The sequence below is a fragment of the Corynebacterium sp. 239_CJEI genome (genome assembly GCF_001055995.1).
Lineage (GTDB): Bacteria > Actinomycetota > Actinomycetes > Mycobacteriales > Mycobacteriaceae > Corynebacterium > Corynebacterium jeikeium_D.
In genome coordinates this window covers 1-25,854 of record NZ_JVOW01000002.1, presented here as the reverse complement: position 1 = coordinate 25,854, position 25,854 = coordinate 1, and the positions used below count along the sequence as shown (strand labels likewise).

General features: G+C 59.1%; 22 protein-coding genes. 13 read left to right on the top strand and 9 right to left on the bottom strand.

The window, feature by feature from the left end:
- Window positions 1–118 precede the first annotated feature (118 nt).
- Both ADB08_RS00360 and ADB08_RS00355 read right to left on the bottom strand, forming a co-directional pair.
- Complete coding sequence (locus tag ADB08_RS00360) at window positions 119–442, bottom strand: WhiB family transcriptional regulator (RefSeq protein ID WP_016422117.1); 324 nt, start codon at window positions 440–442, stop codon at window positions 119–121.
- Window positions 443–579: 137 nt separating this feature from the next.
- A complete protein-coding gene (locus tag ADB08_RS00355; protein WP_038629374.1) occupies window positions 580–948 on the bottom strand; it encodes a DUF5319 domain-containing protein in 369 nt (122 codons plus the stop codon).
- A gap of 263 nt (window positions 949–1,211) precedes the next feature.
- On the opposite strand from ADB08_RS00355, the gene guaB reads away from it, so the two are divergent.
- The 4 genes from guaB (at window position 1,212) to guaA (ending at window position 7,396) form a co-directional block, all read left to right on the top strand.
- A complete protein-coding gene (gene guaB, locus ADB08_RS00350) occupies window positions 1,212–2,741 on the top strand; it encodes an IMP dehydrogenase (RefSeq protein WP_016422119.1) in 1,530 nt (509 codons plus the stop codon).
- 50 nt (window positions 2,742–2,791) lie between these two features.
- Complete coding sequence (locus tag ADB08_RS00345; RefSeq protein ID WP_048731529.1) at window positions 2,792–3,940, top strand: GuaB3 family IMP dehydrogenase-related protein; 1,149 nt, start codon at window positions 2,792–2,794, stop codon at window positions 3,938–3,940.
- A gap of 119 nt (window positions 3,941–4,059) precedes the next feature.
- Window positions 4,060–5,808 carry an FAD-dependent oxidoreductase gene (locus ADB08_RS00340; RefSeq protein ID WP_049169947.1) on the top strand — a complete coding sequence of 583 codons (1,749 nt, stop codon included), beginning with the start codon at window positions 4,060–4,062 and terminating at the stop codon, window positions 5,806–5,808.
- Window positions 5,809–5,821: 13 nt separating this feature from the next.
- On the top strand, window positions 5,822–7,396 hold the full coding sequence (guaA, locus tag ADB08_RS00335; RefSeq protein WP_048731530.1) for a glutamine-hydrolyzing GMP synthase: 1,575 nt from the start codon (window positions 5,822–5,824) through the stop codon (window positions 7,394–7,396).
- Window positions 7,397–7,400: 4 nt separating this feature from the next.
- Here guaA and ADB08_RS00330 read toward each other — a convergent pair whose 3' ends face one another.
- A complete protein-coding gene (locus ADB08_RS00330; RefSeq protein ID WP_049169943.1) occupies window positions 7,401–8,162 on the bottom strand; it encodes a hypothetical protein in 762 nt (253 codons plus the stop codon).
- A gap of 65 nt (window positions 8,163–8,227) precedes the next feature.
- Between ADB08_RS00330 and ADB08_RS00325 the strand changes: the two genes are divergently transcribed.
- The 3 genes from ADB08_RS00325 to ADB08_RS00315 all read left to right on the top strand — a co-directional run bounded on the left by ADB08_RS00325 (window position 8,228) and on the right by ADB08_RS00315 (window position 11,109).
- Window positions 8,228–8,533 (top strand): antibiotic biosynthesis monooxygenase family protein, encoded by a 306-nt coding sequence (locus ADB08_RS00325; RefSeq protein ID WP_038629377.1) that lies wholly within the window; start codon window positions 8,228–8,230, stop codon window positions 8,531–8,533.
- A gap of 216 nt (window positions 8,534–8,749) precedes the next feature.
- The gene (locus ADB08_RS00320) at window positions 8,750–9,445 is read left to right on the top strand and encodes a hypothetical protein (protein WP_049169941.1); all 696 of its coding nucleotides are present in this window, start codon (window positions 8,750–8,752) and stop codon (window positions 9,443–9,445) included.
- Window positions 9,445–11,109 carry a Y-family DNA polymerase gene (locus ADB08_RS00315; protein ID WP_049169939.1) on the top strand — a complete coding sequence of 555 codons (1,665 nt, stop codon included), beginning with the start codon at window positions 9,445–9,447 and terminating at the stop codon, window positions 11,107–11,109. Before ADB08_RS00320 ends, ADB08_RS00315 begins: the two co-directional genes overlap by 1 nt.
- 40 nt (window positions 11,110–11,149) lie before the next feature.
- Here ADB08_RS00315 and ADB08_RS00310 read toward each other — a convergent pair whose 3' ends face one another.
- Window positions 11,150–11,830, bottom strand: a complete 681-nt coding sequence (locus tag ADB08_RS00310) for an AMIN-like domain-containing (lipo)protein (protein ID WP_049169936.1) — start codon at window positions 11,828–11,830, stop codon at window positions 11,150–11,152.
- A 164-nt stretch (window positions 11,831–11,994) separates the two neighbouring features.
- Here ADB08_RS00310 and ADB08_RS00305 point away from each other — a divergent pair, with 164 nt between their 5' ends.
- Entirely contained in the window at window positions 11,995–12,906 is a 912-nt protein-coding gene (locus ADB08_RS00305; RefSeq protein ID WP_049169934.1) for a sucrase ferredoxin, read from the top strand.
- A gap of 24 nt (window positions 12,907–12,930) precedes the next feature.
- Here ADB08_RS00305 and ADB08_RS00300 read toward each other — a convergent pair whose 3' ends face one another.
- The 3 genes from ADB08_RS00300 to ADB08_RS00290 form a co-directional block, all read right to left on the bottom strand.
- Entirely contained in the window at window positions 12,931–13,563 is a 633-nt protein-coding gene (locus ADB08_RS00300; protein WP_224433327.1) for a methionine ABC transporter permease, read from the bottom strand.
- 65 nt (window positions 13,564–13,628) lie between these two features.
- Window positions 13,629–14,678, bottom strand: coding sequence for a methionine ABC transporter ATP-binding protein (locus ADB08_RS00295; RefSeq protein ID WP_049169931.1), 1,050 nt, complete (start codon window positions 14,676–14,678; stop codon window positions 13,629–13,631).
- 64 nt (window positions 14,679–14,742) lie between these two features.
- The gene (locus tag ADB08_RS00290) at window positions 14,743–15,609 is read right to left on the bottom strand and encodes a MetQ/NlpA family ABC transporter substrate-binding protein (protein WP_049169929.1); all 867 of its coding nucleotides are present in this window, start codon (window positions 15,607–15,609) and stop codon (window positions 14,743–14,745) included.
- Window positions 15,610–15,856: 247 nt separating this feature from the next.
- Between ADB08_RS00290 and ADB08_RS00285 the strand changes: the two genes are divergently transcribed.
- The 5 genes from ADB08_RS00285 to ADB08_RS00265 all read left to right on the top strand — a co-directional run bounded on the left by ADB08_RS00285 (window position 15,857) and on the right by ADB08_RS00265 (window position 22,964).
- Window positions 15,857–19,096, top strand: coding sequence for an error-prone DNA polymerase (locus tag ADB08_RS00285; protein ID WP_049170054.1), 3,240 nt, complete (start codon window positions 15,857–15,859; stop codon window positions 19,094–19,096).
- 18 nt (window positions 19,097–19,114) lie between these two features.
- Complete coding sequence (locus ADB08_RS00280; protein WP_049169928.1) at window positions 19,115–21,079, top strand: alpha/beta hydrolase family protein; 1,965 nt, start codon at window positions 19,115–19,117, stop codon at window positions 21,077–21,079.
- A 31-nt stretch (window positions 21,080–21,110) separates the two neighbouring features.
- Window positions 21,111–21,650, top strand: a complete 540-nt coding sequence (locus tag ADB08_RS00275; RefSeq protein WP_049169925.1) for a tRNA (cytidine(34)-2'-O)-methyltransferase — start codon at window positions 21,111–21,113, stop codon at window positions 21,648–21,650.
- Between the two features lie 67 nt (window positions 21,651–21,717).
- Window positions 21,718–22,575, top strand: coding sequence for a bifunctional methylenetetrahydrofolate dehydrogenase/methenyltetrahydrofolate cyclohydrolase (locus tag ADB08_RS00270; protein WP_049169923.1), 858 nt, complete (start codon window positions 21,718–21,720; stop codon window positions 22,573–22,575).
- 20 nt (window positions 22,576–22,595) lie between these two features.
- Window positions 22,596–22,964, top strand: a complete 369-nt coding sequence (locus tag ADB08_RS00265) for a DUF3017 domain-containing protein (RefSeq protein WP_005510063.1) — start codon at window positions 22,596–22,598, stop codon at window positions 22,962–22,964.
- Window positions 22,965–22,970: 6 nt separating this feature from the next.
- Here ADB08_RS00265 and metX read toward each other — a convergent pair whose 3' ends face one another.
- Window positions 22,971–24,107 (bottom strand): homoserine O-acetyltransferase MetX, encoded by a 1,137-nt coding sequence (gene metX, locus ADB08_RS00260; RefSeq protein WP_049169922.1) that lies wholly within the window; start codon window positions 24,105–24,107, stop codon window positions 22,971–22,973.
- A gap of 45 nt (window positions 24,108–24,152) precedes the next feature.
- Window positions 24,153–25,475, bottom strand: coding sequence for an O-acetylhomoserine/O-acetylserine sulfhydrylase (locus tag ADB08_RS00255; protein WP_049169920.1), 1,323 nt, complete (start codon window positions 25,473–25,475; stop codon window positions 24,153–24,155).
- Window positions 25,476–25,854: the final 379 nt, after the last annotated feature.

Below are 25,854 nucleotides of genomic sequence, written 5' to 3'. Positions count from 1 at the left end.
TGTCAGTGAGCTAGTGCCCGGGCCTTTGGCACGTAAAATGCTCCCCACCTTTCAATCTGAGGGTGGGGAGCATTTTGGTTTTTATGTGAACCGGCTGGAGTCCGAGAGAGGGGAGGGACTACATGGCAGTAACTAGAACGCGTTCAAGTTCGCGTTCACGTGCGGCCGGCTTAGCTCGAAGGATTTCATTTCGTTCAGATTCGCTGAGACCGCCCCAGACACCGTATGGCTCACCAACCTTGAGTGCGTGACTACGGCACTGCATAAGAACAGGGCAAGAACGGCAGATAGCCTTCGCACGGGCTTCACGCAGGCTGCGTGCGCGTCCGCGCTCGCCTTCCGGGTGGAAGAAGGTCGCGGAGTCCTGCCCGCGGCAAGAGCCGTGCAGCTGCCAATCCCACAAATCCGCATTGGGCCCGGGCAAGTGGTCGATGTACGTCATCGGAATTGATGTCTCCTTCATTGAGCTTTCTTGAAGCAGTGAGCTCAAGTGTGGAGGCCAACAATGAACGGTTGGTAAACCTAAGGAGGCCAGCCGGGATACTACGCAAACAATTCCGTCAAACTCTTACCAAATTTTTAGAAACGGCCAGGTCGTCGAGAACGCAGACCGTCGACAAAGCCTGCGCAGTAGTCCCATGGGGCGTAACGGGAGGGGTCTGGATCGAATTGTGGCTCGTGAACCGGAGATGCCTGTCCAGACAGGAGCATCAGGTAGTGGTTTTCCAAAACCTCCCAGTTATAAAAGTGCTCGTCACCGCAGTCCTCACACAACATGCAGACGCCCAGTAATCCCTCTGGGCTCAAAGCGGTGCGGAATAGGCGAACTGCGGCCAGATCTTCAAGAACCTCTCGACGTTCCTGGTCTGTCAGTGGAGCAAACGGCTCATCCGGCTCGAGAAAGCTTGCCGGGTCATTGGGATCTCCTTCGAACGGATCCCGCGGCATGGATGAGAAAAAGTTGTGGTTCACAACCACTACCGTAACAGCTCTGTACGGCAATCCTGTCGATTGGCGATGCACTTAGTTGGGGTTTAGTTCACCTTGGAATAACCCTCAGCTAGCTTTCGGCTAACCCTTGTCGGGCACCTGTCGCTCCGCCTAATTGTCGCGTTTCATCACTGAAGGACTACCCTGTATATAACGTTTGGCAACCACGAAGCGATAGCGCCCCTGGCCGGATGTCGGCAAGGGTGGAGCAGGAGGAGTCCATGACCAACCCCACGGGAATTAGCCTCGGCGGAGACAATCCCAACAAGATTCCACTAGTCGGCCTTACATTCGATGACGTCCTGCTGCTGCCGGATGCTTCGGACGTTATCCCCTCCGGCGTTGATACTTCGACGCAGCTCACTCGTGAGCTGCGTCTGAACATTCCGGTTGTGTCCGCTGCTATGGACACCGTCACCGAGGCCCGCATGGCTGTTGCTATGGCCCGCCAGGGCGGTATGGGTATCCTGCACCGCAACCTGTCCATTGAGGAGCAGGCGCAGCAGGTCGAGATTGTGAAGCGCTCTGAGGCTGGCATGGTGTCCGACCCGGTGACCTGTTCCCCGGATGACACCATCGCCGAAGTAGATGCCAAGTGCGCTCGTTACCGCATCTCGGGCCTGCCGGTCGTCGACAAGGACGGCAAGCTGGTCGGTATCTGCACCAACCGCGACATGCGTTTTGAGGCAGACCTGAACCGCAAGGTTTCCGAAATCATGACCCCGATGCCGCTGGTCGTGGCTGAGCAGGGTGTGTCTGGCGATGCGGCGCTGAACCTGCTGCGCGCTCACAAGGTGGAGAAGCTGCCGATCGTCGATGGCGAAGGCCGCCTGACTGGTCTGATTACCGTCAAGGACTTCGTCAAGAAGGATCAGTACCCGAATGCTTCCAAGGATGGTTCCGGCCGTCTGCTGGTCGGTGCTGGCATCGGTACCGGCGAGGACTCCTGGAAGCGCGCGCACGCATTGGCTGACGCAGGCGTAGACGTGCTCGTTGTTGATACCGCTCACGCCCACAACTCAGGTGTACTTGAGATGGTCTCCCGCGTTAAGAAGGAATTCGGCGAGAACATCCAGATTATCGGCGGCAACCTGGCTACCCGTGGCGCTGCACAGGCCATGATTGACGCGGGTGCAGATGCCATCAAGGTCGGTATCGGCCCAGGCTCGATTTGCACCACTCGCGTTGTCGCAGGTGTGGGCGCCCCGCAGATCACCGCCATCATGGAAGCCTCTGTCGCAGCTAAGAAGGCTGGCGTTCCGATTATCGCCGATGGCGGTATGCAGTTCTCCGGCGACATCGCCAAGGCTCTGGCAGCCGGGGCATCCTCCGTCATGCTCGGTTCGATGCTGGCCGGTACCGCTGAGGCTCCGGGTGAGGTCACCTTCGTCAACGGCAAGCAGTACAAGATGTACCGTGGCATGGGCTCGCTGGGTGCCATGCAGGGCCGCGGCCTGACCGGTGAGAAGCGCTCCTACTCCAAGGACCGCTACTTCCAGGCTGATGTCAAGAGCGAAGAGAAGCTGGTTCCGGAAGGCATTGAGGGTCGTGTTCCGTTCCGCGGCAGTATCGACTCCATCGTTCACCAGCTGGTCGGTGGTCTGCGTGCAGCTATGGGCTACACCGGTTCCGCTACCGTCGAGCAGCTGCACGACGCACAGTTCGTCCAGATCACCGCTGCAGGCCTGCGCGAGTCGCACCCGCACGATATCCAGATGACTGTCGAAGCGCCGAACTACTACCAGCGCTAAACTGGCTTAGTCGAGTTAAATTCCACGGAAAGGGCATGTGAGGAAAGCTCATGCGCGACATCGTTGAAATCGGTATTGGCCGCGAGGCACGCCGGACCTACGAGTTGGACGATATTGCACTCGTTCCCACTCGGCGTACCCGGTCGTCCAAGGACGTCGATACCTCCTGGCGAATTGACGCCTACGATTTCGAACTCCCGATGATGATGCATCCGACAGATGCCATCGCCAGCCCGGAATCCGTCGCTGAGTTTGCTCGCCTGGGCGGTTTGGCGGTTCTCAACGCCGAGGGTATCTGGGCCCGTCACGCCGATGCGCAGGACAAGATCGCCGAGCTGGTGGAGTTGGCAAAGAATGCCGCCACCAAGCGTGAATCCGAGGCAGCGAACCGCAAGCTGCAGGAACTGCACTCTGCTCCAATTGATACTGACCTGTTGGTTGAGCGCATCAAGGAGATTCGCGCAACCGGCGCGATTACTGCAGTTCGTGTCTCCCCGCAGCATGCCCGTGAGCTGGCTCCGCTGGCTATCAAGGCCGGCATCGACTTGTTGGTTATCCAGGGCACGCTGATTTCCGCAGAGCATGTCACGGCTCAGGGTGAACCGCTAAACCTCAAGGACTTCATCGGCAGCCTGGACGTTCCAGTTATCGCCGGTGGCGTTGTCGACTACCAGACTGCGCTGCATCTGATGCGTTCAGGCGCAGCTGGTGTGATTGTCGGTACGGGCTTTACGACGTCCCCGGATGCGCTCGGTATCGATGTGCCAATGGCTACCGCTATTGCGGATGCTGCAGCTGCTCGTAAGGACTACCTCGATGAGACCGAGGGGCGTTACGTCCACATCATTGCCGATGGCGGCATTGATACCGTCGGTGACATCGCCAAGGCAATCGCCTGCGGTGCGGATGCTGTGGCACTGTCCAGTGTGCTGGCAACCGTCCACGAAGCTCCGGGGCAGGGCTACGCCTGGCCGTCTGTTGCGGCACATCCGAAGTACCCGCGCGGTGCGGTGTGGCCGGTCGTCGACGATGAGAAGGAATTGGTCAGCCTGGAAGAGGCTCTGTTTGGCCCTTCCGCTTCGCCGTTCGGTGACCGCAATCTCGCCGGTGGCCTGCGTCGCGCAATGGCCAAGTGCGGCTTTACCAACCTGAAGTCCTTCCACCGCGTTGAGCTGTCGGTACGTCCAAAGGGTTTTTAATTAAAGTAATCGGATAGTTTTTTCGCAAAACTACCTTACTGAAAAGCCACCTCCGCTTAGGGTTAGGAACATGAGTTCCGCGCATTAGCGTTACGCCCTTAGAGAAGGTGGCTTTTCCCATGAGTAAACAACGTGATTTCGATGTTGTAATCGTCGGTTCCGGTTTCGGTGGTTCTGTTTCTGCTTTGCGGTTGACTGAAAAGGGCTACCGAGTGGCAGTTCTCGAAGCTGGTCGACGGTTCGAAGATAAAGACTTTGCCAAGACCAGCTGGCGGCTTCACAAGTACCTGTGGGCTCCTAAGCTGGGACTCTTTGGTGTCCAGCGTGTGCACATGTTGAAAGATGTCATGATTCTCGCTGGTGCCGGCGTCGGCGGTGGTTCTCTTAACTACGCAAACACTCTGTATAAGCCGGGCACCGAGTACTTCCAGCACCGTCAGTGGGGGCACATTACCGACTGGGAGTCAGAACTCACTCCGCACTATGACAATGCATCTCGCATGCTCGGGGTGGTCACCAACCCATCCGACACGCCTGCCGACGTCGTCATGCGTGAGGTAGCCGAAGATATGGGTGTGGGCCATACTTTCCGCTCGACTCCGGTGGGTGTGTTCTTTGGCGCCAAGACCGGTGGTCAGGGTGCGCCGGGGCAAACAGTTTCCGATCCTTACTTCGGGGGGATTGGCCCGGACCGTACTGCTTGTACGGAATGTGGTGAGTGCATGACTGGTTGCCGTCACAATGCTAAGAACACCCTGGTTAAGAACTACCTCTACTTGGCGGAGAAGTTTGGTGCGCAGGTCTTTGACCGCACTACCGTTACCGGTCTGCATCCTCAGGCTGATGGCTCCTGGGTTATTGACACTGAGCGCACTGGTCGTTGGGTAGCTAAGGGCAAGCAGCAGTTTAGCGCTAAGCGCGTCATTCTCGCCGCCGGTGCATGGGGCACCCAGAATTTGCTGCATCGCCAGCAGGCCGATGGGCACTTGCCGCTGCTGCCGAAGTCTTTGGGCAAGCTGACCCGCACTAACTCCGAGGCTATTTTGGGCGCGATGGGTACGAAGGTGGACCCGGAAAATGACTTCTCTAACGGTGTAGCCATCACTTCGTCATTCTTCCCGGACGAGGACACCCATATCGAGCCAGTGCGCTACGGTAAGGGCTCTAATGCCATCGCAATGCTGCAGATGATTATGACCGAAGGAGGTCGTCGGACTCCGCGATGGTTGCAGGCTGTGGGAACCGTCGTAAAGCATCCTAACTACCTGACGCAGCTCGTGAATCTGCGTAAGTGGTCGCAGCGCACCGTGATTTCTCTGGTGATGCAGAATCGCGACAACTCGATTACGACGTACCTGCAAAAGATCGGGCCGGTGCGTTTCCTGATGAGTAAGCAGGGCGAGGGGGAGCCGAATCCGACGTGGATTCCGTCGGGTAACGAAGCTACGCAACGTGCGGCGGACAAGCTCAGTGCACGTGGTCGGAATGGTCGTGTGCTGGCTGGGGGCACTATCGGTGAGTTGGCAAACATTCCTTTGACAGCTCACTTCATTGGCGGCGCAACGATTTCGGATTCACCCGAAAACGGCGTTGTTGATCCGTACTTGCGTGTGTGGGGTTACCCGACGCTCTCGATTCACGACGGTTCGGCGATGGCAGCCAACCCGGGAGTGAACCCGTCACTGTCGATTTCCGCGAATGCGGAGCGTGCAACGTCGCTGTGGCCGAATAAGGGTGAGGAAGATCAGCGTCCGGCGCAGGGTGAGTCCTACGTGCGCCTGGATCCGATTGCTCCGGTGAACCCGGCTGTGCCGGAAGATGCTCCGGCTGCACTGAACCTGGGTATGCCTGCAGTCCGTAAGTCTTGATAAGCTTTAGGGCGTGTCTGAACAGGTGACTAAGCCCGTCCTCGTCGTGGACTTCGGTGCGCAGTATGCGCAGCTCATCGCGCGACGTGTGCGCGAGGCAAAAATTTATTCCGAAGTGGTCTCGCATGATGCGACGACCGAAGAAATTAAGGCCAAGAACCCGGCTGCGCTGGTGCTGTCCGGCGGCCCGTCCAGTGCCTACGCCGAAGGTGCCCCGAAGCTCAACCCAGAGTGGCTTGAGCTGGGCATTCCGGTGTTTGGTATTTGCTACGGCTTCCAGGCGATGACTGAGGTGCTCGGCGGCACGATTGCTGCTACCGGTGACCGTGAGTACGGCCGCACGCAGCTGAACGTCGTCGACGGTGGCGGTGTCGCTCACACTGGTGTGCCGGAGACACACGAGGTGTGGATGAGCCACGGTGACGCGGTGTCTAAGGCGCCGGAGGGCTTCACCGTTACGGCGTCCACCAAGGGTGCTCCGGTAGCGGCTTTCGAGTGCTTGGAAAAGCGCATGGCCGGTGTGCAGTACCACCCGGAGGTCAACCACTCGCCGTATGGTCAGCAGGTTCTGGAGAAGTTCCTGTATGAGATTGCTGGCCTGGAGCCGGACTGGACTGCCGCTAACATCGCGGAAGAGCTGATTGAGCAGGTCCGTAATCAGGTCGGTGAGACCGGTCGCGCAATTTGCGGTCTGTCTGGCGGCGTTGACTCCGCAGTTGCCGCCGCACTTGTGCAACGCGCTATTGGTGACCGTCTGACCTGTGTCTTCGTCGACCATGGGCTGCTGCGCCAGGGCGAGCGCGAGCAGGTTGAGAAGGATTTCGTTGCCGCAACTGGTGCGAAGCTGATTACCGTCGACGATTCCAAGGTCTTCCTGGATGCTCTGGCTGGTATCACCGATCCGGAGACCAAACGTAAGACCATCGGCCGTGAGTTCATCCGCTCCTTCGAGCGCGCTGTCGCACAGGCGCTGGAGGGCGCTCCGGAGGGCGAGACCGTGGACTTCCTGGTCCAGGGCACCCTGTACCCGGATGTGGTTGAGTCCGGTGGCGGTTCTGGTACCGCCAACATTAAGAGCCACCACAACGTCGGCGGTCTGCCGGATGACGTTGAGTTCACCCTCGTTGAGCCGCTGCGCCTGCTGTTCAAGGACGAGGTCCGTGCGGTCGGTCGCGAACTGGGGCTGCCGGAAGAAATCGTCGCTCGCCAGCCGTTCCCGGGTCCGGGTCTTGGTATCCGCATCATCGGCGCTGTCGATGAGGGGCGTCTGGATACCCTCCGTCGCGCCGACGCCATTGCACGCGAGGAAATGACGGCCGCAGGTATGGACGAGGTTGTCTGGCAGTGCCCGGTCGTCCTGCTTGCCGACGTCCGCTCGGTCGGTGTCCAGGGTGATGGTCGTACTTATGGCCACCCAATCGTGCTGCGCCCGGTTTCCTCTGAGGATGCGATGACCGCTGACTGGACTCGTGTTCCCTACGATACGCTGGAGAAAATCTCCACTCGTATCACCAACGAGGTGCCTGAGGTCAACCGCGTGGTCCTGGATGTGACTTCCAAGCCACCGGGAACCATTGAGTGGGAGTAAGCCACTAGTTGGCAAGGGCCGTGTCTGTGAGTTGTGCAAACTCGCGGGCACGGCCCTTTTCCGTCAGGGCCGAATTGTTCTTGGCGATGGTGATGCGCTTATCGGCGGCTAGGGTGTGGAGAGCTGCGCTCACGGTATCGTCGTCAAGCATGGCGAAATAGGGGAGCTGGTCGGTGAAGAAGACGTAGCCGTCGCGTAGACGTGCGATGAAGAGGACTGTGAGGATGCGGGCCTCTGGTGAGTCGGCGGGGTAGGGGCAGCGCTGGGCGAAATTGTCAGGAAGATGCGCGGCGAGAGGGAGGAATCCGAATTGCCGCGGCAGGATTGCGCAGGTAGCGGTGATGGCGGACAGAACTAGGGTCATTATGCAGGCGACCGGTGTAGAGGAGATTCGTTCGGCGACGGCGGCAATAATCCATGCGCCGGGGAACATCAGCAGCACGCTTAGACTGCTATTCCACGAGATGTCGTTTGGTGACTCGCGCATTGGCTCGGCGAAGTAGGAGGGCCGAGTTTCTTTGGTGGATGTTTTTGCCTGGCGCACGAAAAGTGTGGTGCCAATGAGTGCGAGTAGAAGCGCGATCAGGATCCACCAGCCAATGGAGCCGATGATGTGGGCTTTAAGCAATGCGAGCAGTGCGATCACTGCGGTGGTGACGCCAATTGCCGTCCCCAGGCGCACGGGACTATTGATAAATTTCGTCGTGCGTTCGGCTGCGTCTTGGTAAGAGCCTGAAGAGTGTTGGTGCCGGCTGCGTTCAGTCATACTTCTTAAGTTTAGTAGCGATGGAACTATAGATTGTTGAGAGTTGTGTGGCTAGTGTTAAGGCCATGAGCATTGTAAAAATTAACGCTATTACCGTTCCTGAGGGTGCGGGAGAAGAGCTCGAACGTCGCTTTTCCGCTAACTCTTCAAAGATGACCGATGTGCCGGGTTTCATTGGTTTCCAACTGCTGCGTCCGACTGCAGGAGAGAGCCGCTACTTCGTCTTTACCGAGTGGGAGAGTGAGGAGGCCTACCAGGGGTGGCGTGAGGGCCGTGCCTTCAAGGCTTCGCATGAGGGCGAAAAGCGCAAGCCGGTGTCGTCGTCGGCTGATTTGCTCGAATTCGATGTAGTTCTCGATGTGAAGGCCTAAGTAGTACGAAATGTAGTACTCGGCTGAGGTTAGAGCGTCGCGCGGTGGTGTGCGGCGCTTTTCTTCGCGCATTAATATCGAACGTACGTGCTATTTAGGGTAGTGTTTAATCCGCTTGTTGGGAAAGAATATTCGAGCAGTGTTCGTGGTGGGCAGGGCAGTGGGGATGGCAGTGAGATGGCAGTGGGATAGCAGCGGGATGAGGTGGAACAAGAAGTGACAACGGCGGTCAATATTGCTGCGGGGCAGTCTAAGGAACAGACTATTGCGGCATTGCGGCAGGCGATGGCAGCCCAGTCTGGTGGGACTGCAACTGGTGCAACCTTTGGGCTCGGTGAGGCTCTGCCGGTGCCGGAGGCGTTGGAAAATACGTTGGCGGGAGTAGTGCGAAAAGGGGCTGTCAGTGTCATTGAACAGCCCGGTGCGGTATTGGCAGGTCTAATCGCGGAAGTTACGAAGACAGGTCATGTTGCGCTAGTTGGACTCGCTGAACAGGGGTTGCTCTCCGTGGTGGAGTTGGGCGGGAAGCTATCGAACATTGTCTGTGTGCCAGATCCTGGAATGCAGCCGCTTGAAGTAATTGGGCTGTTGGCGGACGGCGTTGACTTGGTGGTGGCTTCGTTGGCGCGCACTCCGCCGCCGTCGCAGGCACGTCCGCTGCAGGCACGACTGCGCACGAGTGGTTGTGCTCTGGTTTTTGTCGGGCAGCAGTGGCCGGGCGCTGCTGCGGAAATTTCCAGCTCTGTCGCTGGTGTTTCCGGGCTTGGCACTGGTTATGGCCGGATTCGAGCAGTGGATTACCAAGTCAGTGTGTCGGGGACGCGGTTTCCGCGGAGGCAGTGCCGTTGGCGGGTGGGGGAACAGGTGGAACAGAACAATGTGGTCGCGTTTCCCGCGCAGAGGAGGTCCTAGTGGTAGCGGCGGAATCGAGCCGTGTGGTGGCGCTATGGCTTCCTGATTGGCCAGTGCAGGCAGCACATCTAGCATCTGTGACGTCGCAGGCTAATCCGCTCAGTCCAGTTGCGATTGTGGGTGATAGCGGAGTAGCTGCTTGTTCTCCGAGTGCGCGCCGTGCAGGGGTACGGCGCGGGCAAAGCCGTCGCCATGCGGAAGCGTTGTGCCCGGAGCTGGAGGTTGTCGAGGAAAGTGCGGTGCGCGACGCTGCAGAATTCGAGTCCGTGCTGCAACGGTTGGAGGCGGTGGCAGCTGGGGTCGAAGCTCTACGGCCAGGCTTGGCGGTTGTGGCAGCGCGAGGGGTAATGCGTTATTACGGCGGACAGGATGTGGCCTTGGAAAAGCTGCTTGATGCCGCTGCGGTACCGGGCGTGGACTGCAGCTTGGGGCTCGCGGACGATATTGTGACAGCTATTTTGGCAGCGCGCAGGGGAGTGCTGGTAGCTCCCGGGGAAGATGAAGGCAAAAGATTTCGGCAGGGAATCTCTCTGGTGGAGCTGAGGGCGGAAAGTGCACTGGAGATGCCCGCAGAGCTTGCGAAGTCGTGGCAGGAACTCGGCCTGCGCACATTGGGGGATGTCGCTGCGTTGCCTAAGCGGGATATAGCCAACAGGTTTGGGGCGCAGGGGGCTAGATGGCACGATTTGGCCTGCCGTGGGGAAGTGCGGTTGGTGGCACCGCGATCTTTGCCGCCAGGACTGGCGGTGAGCTACCAGTCTTGGGAGAGTCCACTCCGAAGAGTGGATGAGGCCTCATTCGTCGCGCGCTTTCTAGCTGGGCAACTGCATGAAAAACTTTTTAACCATGGGTATTCGTGTTACCGCTTAGCGGTGGTGGCGCAATTTAGTGACGGCTCAGAGGTGCGCAGAGTATGGCGCTGCACTGAGCCACTGGCAGAACAGACTACGGCTGACAGGGTTCGGTGGCAGCTCGATGGCTGGCTGAATAACAGGAATCGGCAGCAGCCACGAGGGGACAGCGGCACTGTTGCTGGAACTGTTGACGGCGCTGAGGAAAATGATGGAGATGACAGCCGCGGAATTGTAGAGCTGCAGTTAGAGCCACTGGATGTGGCCGCCGCCGGGACCGTAAAGCAGGATCTGTGGCACGGTAGTGATGATGCGCGAGCCAAAGCGCGCCGGGCTGCCGAGCGTGTGCAGGGGTTACTGGGGTCAGAGGCAGTACAGCAACCAATCATGCAGGGCGGGCGTGGCCCAGGGGAAAGAGTGGGATTTGTCGCTTTCGGAGAAAAACCCAAAAACACAAAAACCGCGGAAAATAATCAGCCGTGGCCGGGAGCCGTTCTTGCTCCCAATCCGGCAACTATTCCCGCGACTGCTAATGCTGAGGTGGAAGTGCTCGATGACAATGGGCAGACCGTGGGCGTAACTGGGCGAGCGACCATGACGGCGGAACCATCTCTGGTGCGGCATGGAGTGACAACGTACCGCGTGTCATCGTGGGCTGGGCCCTGGCCGATTGACGAGCGCTGGTGGGTACCCGATGAGGCTCGCCGAGCGGCAAGACTGCAAATCCGTGCGGTAGCGCATGACGGTACCATCGTCGCCTGGTTGCTCATAGGGCATGCCGGCGCATGGAGAATCGAGGGGGCTTACGCGTAGAGGCGTAGCGAGGGGCCGGCACCGGGGAGGGGCAACCCGATTACTTCGATTGGAAGTCAATAACCAGGCGGTTCGGGTTGTTCAACGAGAAAACCTTGAACGGGGTCTTATCGCCCTTGAGCCCGACGACATACTGAGTCTGTCCCTCGAAGGTTCCGGCGCCAACGACTTCCTTAATAACGGACGTCGATGTCGGCTTGACCGGGTCAGAGGGGAAGTCCTCCATCTGGAAATCAAAGGGGTAACCCATGCTCCGCAAGTCGATTACCAGCTTGGCTGTGCCGTCGACCGAAATCGGTTTGCCGGAGCCCTGTTGGGTCGGCACATCCTCGTAACGGACGAAATATCCCGGAGTGCCCTCGCCCGTGAGTTCAAAGACAATGCGGTCGTAACCGTCGTGGGAACCGACACGGACATCTTCAATACCCAAGTAAGCGCCATCGGAAGGGGCAGCTTCTGAGGAGGAACTATTGAAATCGCCCTCCGGAGCAGCATCGTCATCCATGGTGGTTTGCGCCGCCGCAGATGAGCTAGTGGAGCTGCTAGAGCTGCTTGACAAATCGGAGGTGCCAGCGGTTGAGTCAGTCTTCATAGACACTGCAGCAGCCGAGTCTGGGGATGAGTCAGAGGAGCAAGCGCCGAGAGCCAGGCCCAATGCGAGGCACAGGGATGCCGCGATACGGGTACGGGTGCGCGAAACATCCAGCGATTTCGTATTCATACGTCTGACGGTATGTGCGCAGTTACGGAATTTCAACAAGCTGAACTACAAAAGTCGAGGTCAGAAGTATTTGTTGTCAAAGTGTTGCACAATAGTAATAAAACAGGGGTGAACGCTGCGACCTAAGACCCAATCGCAGGGGGCACTCAATTACGCTTAGGCGTATGAGCCAGGCCAAATTTGATACCACCTGTTCCGCTCAGATGACTGAGCCGCTTCCCGGTACTGCGAAGACCGGAAAGCTCTTTATTGCGTTGGAGCACCAACTCGGTTGGTCGCACGATATTTTTGACGGCGGGGTATGGGGAGCAGAGATCACCGGTCAGGTAGAGGCCTGGCTGTCTGAACGCGGCGGCGCGTTGCAGCTGATTCGAAAGCCAGGCCGAATCGGCCAGCAGCCGTGTGATGGCGTTAACGTCTATATCGCGCATTGTGAATCAGTGGATGGCTCTGAGGTTTTTCTCGAACATCGCATGGTTGCCGATGTTGAAGACCTGATGACTCTGGATATCCGCCCTGGCCAGCCCACCGAGGGGGCCACTCGTCTGGACCATCCACTGTTTCTCATCTGTACGCACGGTAAGCGCGATCGTTGCTGTGCGATTAAAGGTCGCCCGCTCGCTGCTGCGATGCACAATCTCTACCCAGAGGTTGTTTGGGAAACCTCGCACTCTAAGGGGCACCGCTTTGCGCCGGCCAGCGTGCTGTTGCCATGGAATTACAGCTTTGGACGTCTGAGTGCGGTGGATGCCAAGGGGGTCATCGAAGACGCTCAGCAGGGCATCGTGCATGCAGAGGGCTGCCGCGGCCGTGGTGTCTACACCCCGCAGGGGCAGGCGGCCGAGTTGGCTGTGCGTCGTCAAGCCGATACGTGGGGCGTAGATGATGTCGCACGCGTTGACGTCGACGGCACGACTGCAGTCGTCGCGCTTTACGACGGCCCCAGCGACCGCGACAAGGTCGTGGAATATGAAGTGGCCCTGGAGAAAATCACCACGGAAGGCGTTGTGTCTTCCTGCGGTGATGCTCCAGGGCCAAAGAAGGGCTGGGCTGCGGTCGAGGTAACCCGCCGCTAGCTAGTGGCTAGCTAATGTGCGCGGCTACCTGCGCATAATCTTCTTGGAGAGCCAGTTGCCGAAGATCTGCGCCAACTGGACGATGAAGATGATGACCAGGGTTGTCACCAGGGTGACGTTCCAGTCGAATGCCTGGTAACCGTAGGTGATTGCGAAGTTGCCCAGTCCGCCACCGCCGATGTAGCCGGCCATAGCTGACATGTCGACCACGGCGATGAATGCGAAGGTGTAGCCCAGTACCAGCGGGCCCAGTGCCTCCGGCACGACGACCGTCCGGATGATGCGCCACGGACTTGCGCCCATCGCACGGGCGGCCTCAATCACGCCGGGGTCGATGGACATCAAGTTTTGCTCCACCAGGCGCGCGATGGCGAAGGTGGCGGCAATCGACATGACGAACACTGCGGCTTCGGTGCCGATCGTGGTGCCGACCACGTTCTTTGTCAGTGGGCCGATGGCCGTAACCAGGATGATGAACGGGATTGGGCGGACAAAGTTAATCAGGACATTGAGGACCTGGTAGACAAACTTGTTGCGCAGTACGCCACCATCGCGGGTGGTGTAGAGCAGCACGCCGATTGCCAGACCTGCGACACCGCCAATCAGCATGGCGACACAGACCATGTAGAGCGTCTGGCCGAATGCCTCGCCCAGCATCGGGCCGAGGCTATCCCAGTTGGTGTCCTTGCCACTCACCGATGGCAGAGAGTTTAAGAGACCGATCATGATGCAAGCTCCTCTACCTGTGTCAGTTCGGAAATAGCAGCAATGGCGGCATCGAAATCAGAGGAATCCGAGGCGGAATTGCCTGTCAGCGGAGTCAATCGCAAAGTAAGGCGGCCGTAGGACTTCGCCTGCACATTGGCGACCGCGCCGTGTGCCACCGAGGCGGCGACACCGTGGGCACTAGTGGCCTGTGCTAGGGCACCGAGGTCAACACCGTCATTGATAGTGATGGTGACCAGGCGAGCTGCTGCGCTCTCGGCAGACTGATTCACCGAATCGCGTTCACGGCCAATTGGAACATCGCGCAGTGCGGTGGTGGCGAAGCGGCGGCCAACCTCAGTCTTGGGGTTGGCAAAAACCTCGTGGACCGTACCGGTTTCGACGATGTGACCATTTTCCATGATGGCCATGCGGTCAGCGATACCGCGTACAACCGACATATCATGGGTGATCAGCACGATAGTGACACCCATTTCGCGATTGATGCGACGCAGCAGATCCAGGACGCCGGAAGTAGTTTCCGGGTCGAGTGCCGAGGTGGCTTCGTCGGCAAGCAAGAGCGTCGGTTCGGTGGCGAGCGCACGGGCGATGCCGACACGCTGCTTCTGCCCACCCGAGAGCTGCTCGGGGAAGGACTCCGCCTTGTCGCCGAGACCGACGAACTCCAGCAGCTCCTGGGCGCGAGCGCGGCGCTTGGCCTTCGGCATGCCGGCCAGTTCCAGCGGGTATTCAACGTTGCGAATCGCGTTGCGCGAATGGAAGAGGTTGAAGTGCTGGAAAATCATGCCGATATTGCGGCGCAAGCCCCGTAGCTGGCGCTCGGAGATGCCGACGATGTCGGTGTCATCTAGCAAAACCTGCCCGGAGGTTGGCTTTTCCAGGCCGTTAATCATACGGATGAGCGTTGATTTACCGGCGCCGGAATAACCGATGACGCCGAGGATTTCGCCGGGTTCAACGGTTAGGTTGATGTCGGCGAGCGCGGTGACGTCGCCGAATTGCTTGTTCAGCTCGCGGAATTCGAGCTTCGTTCCCCTGTTGGTCACGAATGAATCAGTGCCCCTTGGTCTGTGTTCCCTGGTGTTGGGCGGTACTTAAGTGGCAGTGGCGTTAGTTCTGCTCGCGCTGCTGCTCTTCGACGCGGTCCAAAATGTCCTGCAGCTCCTTAGCCGAACGGTCAACCGGAACCGAGGTGCCCTTGGAGTCCTCTGCGACTGCGTCCTGGACCTCCTTGGAGTGCCAGATCTTGGAGAGCTCCGCGTACTTCGGGTTGTCAGCATTTTCAGCCTTGGTGACAAAGACGTTGATGTACGGCTCTGCCTCCGTGGAGTTCGGGTCATCCTGGAAGATGGCGGTGTTCGGGTCGATGCCGGCGCGGTCCAGGAAGGAGTTATTAATAATGGCAGGCTTGCCCTCGCCGTAAGCGGCCGGGGTCTGAGCGGCATCCACTGGCAGGACCGTGACTGTGGAAGCTTCCTTATCGATGTCGGCCGGGGACGGAGTCAGCAGGTCATCCTGCTTCAGCTTTAGCAGGCCAGCCTGAGCCAGCACGTTAATAGCGCGCCCCTGGTTGGAAGGGTCGTTCGGGATAACGACCTCGGTGCCCTTCTTCAGCTCATCAACCGACTTGTGGTCCTTCCAGAACAGAGCCAGCGGGACAATCTCGCTCGAACCAATCGGAGTCAGGTCCGACTTAGCGCCGACGTTGTACTCAGCCAGGAACTTGATGTGCTGGAAGAGGTTGACGTCGAGCTGGCCCTCATCGAGTGCGCGGTTCGGGGTCTGGTAGTCGGAGAAGTTCTGAACATCCAGGTCAATGCCCTGTTCAGAAGCCTTCTGCTCGAAAACGGTCCAGGCCTTCTTGCTGGCATCCGTGGTGCCGATGCGAATGGCATCATCCGAGCTGCCGCAGGCAGTAAGGCCGGTTGCGGCGAATGCGACAGTGAGTACACCGGCGGAAAAACGCTTGAGGTTCATCGAGGGGTCTCCTTATTTAATGGGATTTGTTAGCTGAAGTTTTAAGGCAGAACTAGACCAAGCTGTCTTTAATTCTGGGGTTAAGGCTAGCACTTGCCCAGGTAGTGCTGAAAATTCAACTTCAGCCTAAACAGTCGAGCGTGGCTGAGATGTGACTTACGGATGCGTCCCGGGGGTGACGTTTAATGCAGATGCCAGTCGAAAGTACGTTTGAATGCAGTCCGCGGTGTGGGTTAATGTTCGTGGCATGGAAAACATCTCGGACGGACAGTCGGAGCAGTCCGGTCGGCCACTGAGCTGGTCGCGGATTGAGCGTATTCTATCGGGTAAATTTTCAGGAAAACTACAGCCTAATGGTAGCTTCAACGGCTGGCGGGGACAGCTGTCAGATTCCATCGTTGGGGCTTTTGAAGCTCCGGAAAGCGGCGCTGGTGGCAGAGGTGGCATGTCATTTACGCCTGCGGATATTAAGGCGGAATTGCACTGTCGTTCGAGTTATTCGTTCCTGCATGGCGCATCGGATCCGGAAGAATTGGTGTCCGAGGCTGTGCGTTTGGGGTTAAACGTGTTGGGGCTGACAGATCGCGATGGTTTCTATGGAATCGCTCGTTTTGCCGAGGCTGCAGCGGAGGCTGGTATTGCCACAATCATCGGCGCGGAGCTGGGGCTTCCGCAGCGGCCCCTCACGGTGCTGGGGCGGGGGCCCGAGGGCTATCGGCGCCTGAGCCACGCGCTGTGTGATGCGCATATGTCGGCAGGGGAGAAGTCCGTCGTCCGCTATCCTCCACTGCCAAAGTTGGGGGAGGCTGCAGGTGGTTTCTGGCAGGTGCTTGCCGACGTTAACTGGCTCGGCGACCTGGAAGAACTTATTGCGGCCTTCGGTGCGGAGAATGTGGCACTCGAACACCGCGTGAGCCCCACCGCGCAGGCGGCCGATGACGCGGAAGCTATTTCAGCCGCAGCTGTGAAGTATGGCCTGCGGGAGGTGGTTTCCTCTGCTGCGACGTCAGCTTCGCCTGCGACAAGCCGGTTGGCTGGGGCTAAACAGGCTCTTGCTGTGAGAGAGGACTTAGGCGGGTTCGAGTCACGACTGGAGCCGGCAGGCGGAGCTTGGTTGCGTTCGTGGGAGGAGCTAGCGGCGGCAACACGGTATCTGGGGGTGCAGGTGCTGCGGTCAACACAGGACATTGCAGGTGAGTGTGCTTTTACGCTTGACCTCATTGCGCCTGAGTTGCCTCGCTGGGAAGTGCCAGAGGGCCACGATGAGGACTCCTGGCTGCGGGAAATTGCCCGTGCGGGGGCACGGCGGCGGTATGGTCCGGTCGATGGAGCTGGGGACGGCTCCGTGCAAGCGCGGGCGTGGGCGCAGTTAGAACATGAGCTGACTGTGATTCGAGAGTTGGGCTTTCCGGGCTACTTCCTCATCGTGCACGACATCTGTGAGTTCTGTCGCCGGGCGGGAATTCTGGCACAGGGGCGCGGTTCGGCCGCTAACTCGGTGGTGTGTTTTGCGCTGGGGATCACCAATGTTGACCCCATTAGTGCCGGGCTGTTGTTCGAGAGGTTTTTGTCGCCAGAACGGGATGGTCCGCCGGATATTGATGTAGACATCGAGTCTGGTCGTAGGGAAGAGGTTATCCAATACGTCTATGAAAAGTATGGTCGTGACAATGCCGCGCAGGTAGCCAATGTCATTACCTACCGGCGGCGCGGCGCATTGCGCGATGCGGCGCGGGTGTTGGGATACTCGCCGGGCGTTATCGATGCGTGGGTCAGAGACCGGGAAGCGTGTCCGCCGGAGCCGGTGCGAAAACTGGCGGAGCAGCTTCGTGGGCAGCCTCGTCATTTAGGCATTCACTCTGGCGGAATGGTGATTTGTGATCGGCCGATTGCGGATGTCGTGCCAGTGGAATGGGCACGCATGGAGGGGCGCTCAGTAGTGCAGTGGGATAAGGATGACTGTGCGGCAGCGGGACTGGTGAAGTTCGACCTGCTTGGCCTCGGAATGCTGGAGGCCATCCACCATTGCATTGACTTGGTCTATGAACAGCATGGGCGCCGAGTGAACCTGTGGGAAATAGATGTCGCTGAACCGGAGGTTTACGAGATGTTGGCACGCGCGGACGCGGTGGGCGTGTTTCAGGTGGAATCGCGCGCGCAGCTGGCCACCTTGCCCCGACTGAAGCCGAGGGAGTTCTTTGATCTGGTGGTGGAGGTGGCACTCATTCGCCCAGGCCCCATTCAAGGCGGTAGCGTGCACCCCTACATTCGCCGCCGAAATGGACTCGAACCGGTGACCTATGAGCATCCGGTGTTGGAGAAGTCTCTCGGGAAGACACTGGGCATTCCGCTATTTCAAGAGCAGCTGATGCAAATGGCCGTCGATGCGGCGGATTTCAGCGGGGCGGAAGCGGACTCGCTGCGCCGCGCTATGGGGTCGAAGCGCTCAGTGGCCAAAATGGAAGCGCTCCATGCCCGTTTTCTGGCTGGGCTGGAGCGCACCAGTGGCATTGATGCGGATATTGGGGAACAACTGTGGAACAAGATAGTGGCCTTTGCCGCCTACGGTTTCCCTGAATCACACGCGCAGTCGTTTGCCTCCTTGGTGTATTTCTCGGCCTGGTTTAAGTACCACTATCCGGCGGAGTTCTGTGTAGCGTTGCTCCGTGCTCAGCCCATGGGGTTTTACTCTCCGCAGTCGTTGATTGCCGATGCCCGCCGGCACGGTATCGGCTGCGATGGTCCGGATATCGCAGTTTCAGGCGTGGAAGCCAGCGTCATCGATGGTCGTATTCGTTTGGGGATCGGTGCCATTGCCGGTGTGGGCAATGACGTGGCGGAACGTATCGTCGCAGCGCGGCCATTTGTCAACGCAGCAGATGTCGCCCGCAGAGCTCGGCTGGGTGTTGGGCACATGGAAGCACTGGCGCGCGCAGGAGCACTTGGGTCGCTGGGGATTGACCGTCGTCAAGCACTGTGGGCGGCGGGCGTGGCGGCGACGGAAAGTGAGGGCATGCTGCCGGGGCTCACGCTTGCCGACGCACCGGCGTTGCCCGGCATGACGGAGTTTGAGCTGGCAGCTGCCGATTTGATGGCAACGGGAGTGACCCCGGGGCAGTACCCGGTGGCCGCGTTGCGGGCAGACCTGCAGGAACGTGGAGTGGTGCCTGCGGCAGAACTGAAAGCAGTGCCCGACGGAACACGAGTAGAAGTGGCGGGAGTCGTGACACATAGGCAACGTCCAGGGACAGCTGGCGGAGTGACATTTTTGGGAATGGAGGACGAAACTGGGCTGGTGAATGTGCTGTGTACACCGGGGCTGTGGAATCGTTTTCGGCCGGTAGCGGTGAATTCGCGGGCGATGGTGGTGCGCGGTATCGCGCAGACAGCCTCTGGTGCGGTGACAATCGTGGCCGATCGTCTGGTGGATATGTCCGAGGCTCTGGGGCAGCCGGTGGTGGCAGGTCGAAGTAGAGATTTTCGCTGACTACTAGAATGGATTGTCATGCGCCAGACCTATGAATCCTCGTTAGCACCGGATGGGAGTGCAATCGCCTTTATTGTCCGCGATAGCGGCTACCCGCGTGCGGTACAGCAGGAGATTACTCCGGAGGGGCTAGGGGCGGAGCGCCCCGTGAAACTGCCGGTGGAAGGCCCGGTTACCAGGGTGCTGCACTCTCCGGATGGAAAGTGGATTGCCTGCGAGGTCTCTCCGTACGGTACGGAGCGTTTGCAGACCTGGCTGGTATCCACCGATCCGGAGGTCGACGGTGCCCGCCCCCTGCGTATGGATGCGGATATGCGCGCCACACTGGTGGAATGGGATAACGATCTCCTAGCGATGAACGCGGTCGATGCCCAGGGTATTAACTATGCGCGTTTGGTCAACCCGACGGACTCAAAGTATGAGGTCATTGATAAACGCACTGACAGCCAGCTGGTAGCGGCTGAAGGTGGGTTTGGCCTCGTGCGGGTGGGACCGCGAGGCCACCGGGAGTTACTACTAGTCGGGCCGGGGCAGCAGTGGCAGCCGCTGTTGCCATCCGATCCTGGCTCTACCACGGATGTCGGTGTCTTATTGGCGCATCCGGGGCAGGAGAAGCTGACCGCATTCGTGCTCTCAGATCATGGCGCGGAACAGCGTCGCATCCTGCGCCTGGGTATTACTCCCGACAGCGGTATCAGCACCACGGAGCCGCGTACAGCGGAATCGACCGCAGCGGAGATTTTGGATATGAAGATTGGCATCGAAGTTGATGTCGAGGAGTTCATTGGCAATCCGGATCAAGACGTCGAAGAATTCGTCATTAGTGAGGATTCCTCCACCGCGGCTGTGCTGTGGAATAGCGGTGGGGTCAGCACGCTCGAGGTGCTAACCCTTGGCCTTCACCCGCAGACTGACGACATGCGGGTGATGGTGCGCCGCAATGTGGAATTGCCGGGCATGGTTGCGCGCGAGCTGTCAATCTCCGGGGACGGTGAGCTGATCTCCCTGACAGTAGAAGGGCCAGGCCTTGCGCCAACGGTGGAGATTCTGCGCAATATCGGTGGTGTCATTGAGCCATTGGACATGGATCGCACCGAACGGATTTTGGCTCTGGAAGAGAAGAATCTGGAGACTATGCCGGCCCCAGAGCTGGTCTACTTTGTCTCCCGCGATGGGTTGGAACTGTCTGGTTGGCTCTACCTTCCGGAGTCGGTGCGCAATAGTTCTAATGACGTTTCCGGAAACGCACTACCGCCGGCTTTCATCCACATCCACGGCGGACCAGAGCTGCAGGCGAAACCCATCCACCACGATGTTCTAGCCAGCATTGTGGAGGCGGGCTTCGTGGTGTTCACTCCTAACGTGCGCGGTTCCTCGGGGTCCGGTAGGTCATTCGAGCACGCAGGTGACCGCTATGGACGCTTTGCCGCTATTGCGGATATCGCAGCGGCGCGTGCCTTCCTCGTTGATGCCGGGTTGGCGGACCCAGAACGCATTGCTCTGGGCGGGCGATCCTACGGTGGCTTCATGTCGTTGTTGGCCTCGGCATGGTATCCGGATCAGTTTGCGGCCATCGTCGATGCCTGCGGAATGACAAGTTTTGAAACCTACTACCAATCCACCGAGCCCTGGTTGGCGCAGGCCGCGTTCCCCCGATACGGCTACCCGTACCAGGATGCTGAGCTTCTGCGCGATATCTCGCCGCTGCACCGTGCGGAGGAAATGAAGGTTCCAACTCTCTTTATCCACGGCGAGTGGGATACCAACGTGCCTCCGCGAGAGTCCGGTCAGATGCGCAACGCCATGGACGCATACGGCGTGCCCACCGATTTTCTAGTGGTCGAGGGAGAGGGCCATAAGTTCTCGAAGCCGAGGAGCCGAGCGCTAATCGGTGAGACCATCATCGCGTTTTTCACCGAGCACGGTGTGTGCGATGCGGCGCCTGCCACGACAGCGGCAGCAGAAACCAACAACGAGCAGTAAAAGAAGCAGCGGAAAAGAACTGACGGAAGAAATGAATAGCGCCACGACCGAGCCAACGAACGCCGAGCCAACCAACTCCACAGACTGGATTACGAGCCACACCTGCCACGTGCTTTTTGACCGGCCTGTCATCCCGCCGAACACCGGAAACGCTATCCGCATGTGTGCGGGCTCTGGAGCTATGCTGCATCTGGCCAAGCCATTGGGGTTCAACTTCGATGACAAGAATCTGCGTCGCGCCGGGCTGGATTACCATGACCTGGCTGATGTGCGTATTCACGATTCCATCGATCAAGCGTTGGAGACCTTTGCCAGCCAAGGGTGCCGCATCTTTGCTTTCACCGCTCACGCTGACACTTGGCACACCGATATTGAGTACACGAATACCGATGTACTGCTCTTTGGCCCGGAGCCAACCGGGTTGGAACAGTCAGTGCTCGATGATCCGCGAATTACACAATTAATCCGAATTCCGATGCTGCCAGCTCGTCGCAGCATGAACCTTTCCAACGCCGCAGCAGTGGCTGCTTATGAAGTCTGGCGTCAGCAGGGCTTTGTGGGCGGTAAATAGGGCCAAGGCGAGGGCGGTTACGGGGCGTTTCTGGGCATTATTCGCTCCTGTGCCTAAGATAAATGCCATGGCAGCGACAAAGCTTGATGGCAAACTCTACCGAGACGAAATCTTTGAAGACCTGGAAAAGCGCGTTGAGCGTTTGATGGAAGCCGGCTACACCCCGGGGCTGGCCACCGTGTTGGTTGGTGATGACCCAGGCAGCCACTCTTACGTCAAGATGAAGCATCGCGACTGTGAGCAGATTGGTATCGCCTCTATCCGCCGTGACCTTCCGGCTGACACCACGCAGGAAGAGCTCGAGGCAGTAATCACCGAGCTGAATGAAAGCCCGGAGTGCACAGGCTACATTGTTCAGTTGCCACTGCCGAAGCACCTGGATGAAAACCGTATTCTGGGGCTCATCGATCCGGAGAAGGATGCCGATGGCCTCCACCCGGTAAACCTGGGCAAGCTGGTCCTCAATGAGCCAGCACCACTGCCGTGTACTCCAAACGGCTGTATCCACCTGCTGCGACGCTTCGGCGTCGAGCTCAACGGTGCCAAGGTTGTTGTTATCGGCCGCGGTGTCACCGTTGGTCGCCCAATCGGCCTGATGCTCACTCGCCGCAGCGAGAACTCCACCGTGACGCTATGTCACACCGGCACCAAGGACTTGGCCGCTGAAACCCGTCAGGCTGATGTCATCATCGCAGCCGCTGGTGTCGCTCATATGCTTACTGCAGACATGGTCAAGCCTGGCGCTGCTGTACTCGACGTGGGAGTTTCGCGTGTCGACGGCAAGCTGGCCGGTGACGTTGCTGATGACGTCTGGGACATTGCCGGTTACGTATCCCCGAACCCAGGTGGTGTCGGCCCACTGACTCGCGCTTTCCTCGTACGCAATGTCGTCGAGCGCGCTGAAAAGCTCGCTGGTCTGGCCTAGCCAGCCAGGAGGAACAACTCGTGTCGAAAAGGGAAATTGCGCAGCGTGCCCGGCGGGAAGATCTGCCGGATCCAATGCTGAACCCGCACAGCCCGAAGACCCCGCCGCCGGGGGCATCGTGGCCAATGTGGGTGCAGTATACGATTTACGGCGCGCTCTTTTTCGGCATGTCCGCCTTCGTTGTGTTCCTGGGGCTGGAGCGGTGGCGACGTGCCACATTCATGCTGGGAAGCACAATGATGCTGCTCGGCGTGGCTAGGCAGTACCTGCCGGACAGCATTTTAGGTGTGTTCTCTGTGCGATCTCGGGCCTTTGACCTATGGTTTTGCTCCATAATCGGGATGGGAATCGTATTCCTTGCAGTCAGCGTGGATGCGCTGGGAAGCTAGCTGACATTAGCTGACATCGCGGGCGAGGAAATTACGCACAATCGAATCCACTCGTTCGAACTCCGTCAAGAATCCGTCGTGCCCCACGGCGGATTCAATCTTTTCTAGCCCCAAGCAGTTGCCCAGATTGCGGGCGAGGTGCTCCTGCTGGTGGAAGGGGTAGAGAATGTCTGTGTCCACACCGGCAACCATGGTCGGCACGGTTGACGAGTGCAGCGCCTCGTTGAGGCCACCGCGACCACGGCCAATATTGTGCCGATTCAAGGTATCGGTGAGCACGACATACGAGCCGGCATCGAAACGCTGAGCCAGCTTCTTCGCCTGATGATCCAAGTAGCTTTCTACCTGGAATCGATCTTCCGTGCGCATCGCGCCCAACGGATCCTCACCGGGCTGCGCTGCCGCGCCAAAGCGGTCATCCATCTCCAGCTCGCCACGGTACGTCAAATGCGCGACCCTGCGTGCAAAACCCAGACCTCGGGCCGGAGTCACACCGCGGTCGTAGTAGTCGCCGCCATGCCAATCGGGATCGGACTCAATGAATTGAATCTGCGCAGACTGAATACCAATCTGCCAAGCAGACGCACGTGCGCCGACACACATCACCAATGCCTTGCCGACGAAATCCGGGTGCATCAGTGACCACTCAAGCGCTCGGGCCCCACCCAAGGAGCCGCCAATGACAGCTTGGAGGCGGGAAATTCCCAGTTCTTGCAGCGCCAGGTGCTCCACCGTCACCGTGTCGCGCACGGAGATTGCGGGGAAGCGAGAGCCCCAGGGCTTGCCGTCGTCCGGATGTGGACTGGAAGGGCCGGTTGTACCGCGACAGCCACCGATGACGTTGGTGCAGATAATGCAGTACTCGTCGGTATCCAGGGCGCGGGCAGAGCCAATCATCCCGTTCCACCAACCCGCAGTCGGGTGGTACTCATCCGAGGGGCCGGAAGCGTGGGCGTCGCCGGTTAGAGCGTGCTCGAGGAGGATGACATTCGAGCAGTCGTCGTTAAGCCGGCCCCAGCGTTCGAACTCGACAGTGACGTCGGGGATGACCGCGCCAGCCTCGGTTGTGACATCGCCGATAAAGACACGCCCCGGTTCGCCCTCGGGTGCGAGGGCGGCCGGGGTAGATGGGGAAAAGCTCATGCCTTATAGACTACTTAGTCCGTTCTGTGTCTGTGTACAAACGGTCTACGCGAGTGCTGCGAAGCCGCCCTCGAGATCGGCGATGATGTCATCGATGTTCTCGATACCGACAGAGAGGCGAACGGTGGCCTGGGAAATGCCGGCGCGGATCAGACCCTCCTCATCGGACTGGGAGTGAGTGGTGGTGGCCGGGTGGACAACCAGCGAGCGGACATCACCGATGTTGGCGACGTTGGAGTGCAGCTTCAGAGCGTCAATGAACTTCCACGCCTTGGCGGTGTCGGCATCCTTCAGGTCGAAGGAGAGCACGCCGCTGGCGCCGGAAAGGTCCAGCTTGGTCAGGGTCTCGTACCACGGGGAGCTCGGCAGTCCAGCGTAGTTGACCTTGGCGACCAGCGGGTGGTTCTCGAGGAACTCAGCGACAGCCTTGGCGTTCTCATTGTGGCGCTCGATGCGCAGAGCCAGGGTGTCGAGGCCCTGAGCCAGAACCCAAGCGTTGAACGGAGCCGGGGCAGCGCCGGTGTCGCGGAGAATGCCAGCGCGAGCACGCAGTGCGAAGGCCGGGGCGCCCAGGTCGGCGAACTTCAGGCCGTGGTAAGCCTCGTCGGCCTCGGTGAAGTTCGGGAAGATGGAACGGCCGTTGCGGGTCTGAGTCCAGTCGAACTTGCCGCCGTCGACGATGACACCGCCAAGGGAGGAGCCGTTACCAGTCAGGAACTTGGTGGTGGAGGAAACCACGACGTCAGCACCGTGCTCGAGCGGGCGCAGCAGGGCCGGGGTCGGAACCGTGTTGTCGACAATCAGCGGAACGTTGTTGCGGTGTGCAACCTCGGCGATGGCCGGGATATCGAGGACGTCGATCTGAGGGTTGGCGATGGACTCACCGTAGAAACCGACGGTGTTGTCCTGAACTGCTGCCTGCCAGGACTCCGGGTCATCCGGGTTCTCGACGAAAGTGCAGTCGATGCCAAGGCGCGGCAGGGTGACCTTGAACAGGGTCTCAGTACCGCCGTAGAGGCGTGGCGAAACGACGAAGTGGTCGCCTGCACGAGCCAGGGTGAGGACAGCAGCGGTCTCAGCTGCCTGGCCGGAGGAGAACAGTACGGCAGCGACGCCGCCTTCGAGGCTGGCGATGCGCTGCTCGACGGCATCCACAGTCGGGTTGGTCAGGCGGGAGTAAATCGGGCCTGCATCCGAGAGGTTGAAGCGGTTGGCAGCGTGCTCAGCGGAATCGAAGACGTAGGAGGAGGTGTTGTAAATCGGCAGGTTGCGCGCGGAGGTCTGTGCGTCCGGAGCGAAGCCGGCGTGAATAGCGCGAGTGGACAGGCCCCAGTTGGCGGCGTTGCTGTTGTCGTACTTGGTGGTCATTTCAGATACTTCCTTGCGGTTTTTTTGAGGTCGTTCAAAACGTTGCTTACAAACAATAGTGAACCAAGCTGTCTATTGCAAAGTTTTGGAAAAACCCAAGGTAAGAGGGTGTGTGTATCTGTGTCGAGAGTGCTATAGCCCGCTTAGTACGGATTGGTTTGATTAGTTCTGGGGCGTGGTCGGTTGTGGGGGGGGTGGAGGCTGCTGTATATGGGGGCGTGGGTGGCGCGTGGTGGGTGGTGGGTGGTGCGTGGCGAGTGGTGTTCGACGGGTGGCGGTTTGCCGAAGGAGTTAGTGCCTACCTTTATGACAGTTTGAAGGCGGTAGGTTCAGGCGGTGAATGCATCACCACTTTCGACCAGGAGAAGTAGTGAAGCAA

What these genes read in the sequence shown, in the direction of transcription:
- ADB08_RS00275 (WP_049169925.1), top strand. Translation starts at nt 21,111, where the DNA reads ATGAATAGCGCCACGACCGAGCCAACGAACGCCGAGCCAACCAACTCC.
- ADB08_RS00360 (WP_016422117.1), bottom strand. Translation starts at nt 442, where the DNA reads ATGACGTACATCGACCACTTGCCCGGGCCCAATGCGGATTTGTGGGAT.
- ADB08_RS00345 (WP_048731529.1), top strand. Translation starts at nt 2,792, where the DNA reads ATGCGCGACATCGTTGAAATCGGTATTGGCCGCGAGGCACGCCGGACC.
- ADB08_RS00355 (WP_038629374.1), bottom strand. Translation starts at nt 948, where the DNA reads ATGCCGCGGGATCCGTTCGAAGGAGATCCCAATGACCCGGCAAGCTTT.
- ADB08_RS00255 (WP_049169920.1), bottom strand. Translation starts at nt 25,475, where the DNA reads ATGACCACCAAGTACGACAACAGCAACGCCGCCAACTGGGGCCTGTCC.
- guaB (WP_016422119.1), top strand. Translation starts at nt 1,212, where the DNA reads ATGACCAACCCCACGGGAATTAGCCTCGGCGGAGACAATCCCAACAAG.
- ADB08_RS00290 (WP_049169929.1), bottom strand. Translation starts at nt 15,609, where the DNA reads ATGAACCTCAAGCGTTTTTCCGCCGGTGTACTCACTGTCGCATTCGCC.
- ADB08_RS00300 (WP_224433327.1), bottom strand. Translation starts at nt 13,563, where the DNA reads ATGCTGGGCGAGGCATTCGGCCAGACGCTCTACATGGTCTGTGTCGCC.
- ADB08_RS00305 (WP_049169934.1), top strand. Translation starts at nt 11,995, where the DNA reads ATGAGCCAGGCCAAATTTGATACCACCTGTTCCGCTCAGATGACTGAG.
- ADB08_RS00330 (WP_049169943.1), bottom strand. Translation starts at nt 8,162, where the DNA reads ATGACTGAACGCAGCCGGCACCAACACTCTTCAGGCTCTTACCAAGAC.
- ADB08_RS00280 (WP_049169928.1), top strand. Translation starts at nt 19,115, where the DNA reads ATGCGCCAGACCTATGAATCCTCGTTAGCACCGGATGGGAGTGCAATC.
- ADB08_RS00325 (WP_038629377.1), top strand. Translation starts at nt 8,228, where the DNA reads ATGAGCATTGTAAAAATTAACGCTATTACCGTTCCTGAGGGTGCGGGA.
- ADB08_RS00270 (WP_049169923.1), top strand. Translation starts at nt 21,718, where the DNA reads ATGGCAGCGACAAAGCTTGATGGCAAACTCTACCGAGACGAAATCTTT.
- ADB08_RS00285 (WP_049170054.1), top strand. Translation starts at nt 15,857, where the DNA reads ATGGAAAACATCTCGGACGGACAGTCGGAGCAGTCCGGTCGGCCACTG.
- ADB08_RS00340 (WP_049169947.1), top strand. Translation starts at nt 4,060, where the DNA reads ATGAGTAAACAACGTGATTTCGATGTTGTAATCGTCGGTTCCGGTTTC.
- ADB08_RS00310 (WP_049169936.1), bottom strand. Translation starts at nt 11,830, where the DNA reads ATGAATACGAAATCGCTGGATGTTTCGCGCACCCGTACCCGTATCGCG.
- metX (WP_049169922.1), bottom strand. Translation starts at nt 24,107, where the DNA reads ATGAGCTTTTCCCCATCTACCCCGGCCGCCCTCGCACCCGAGGGCGAA.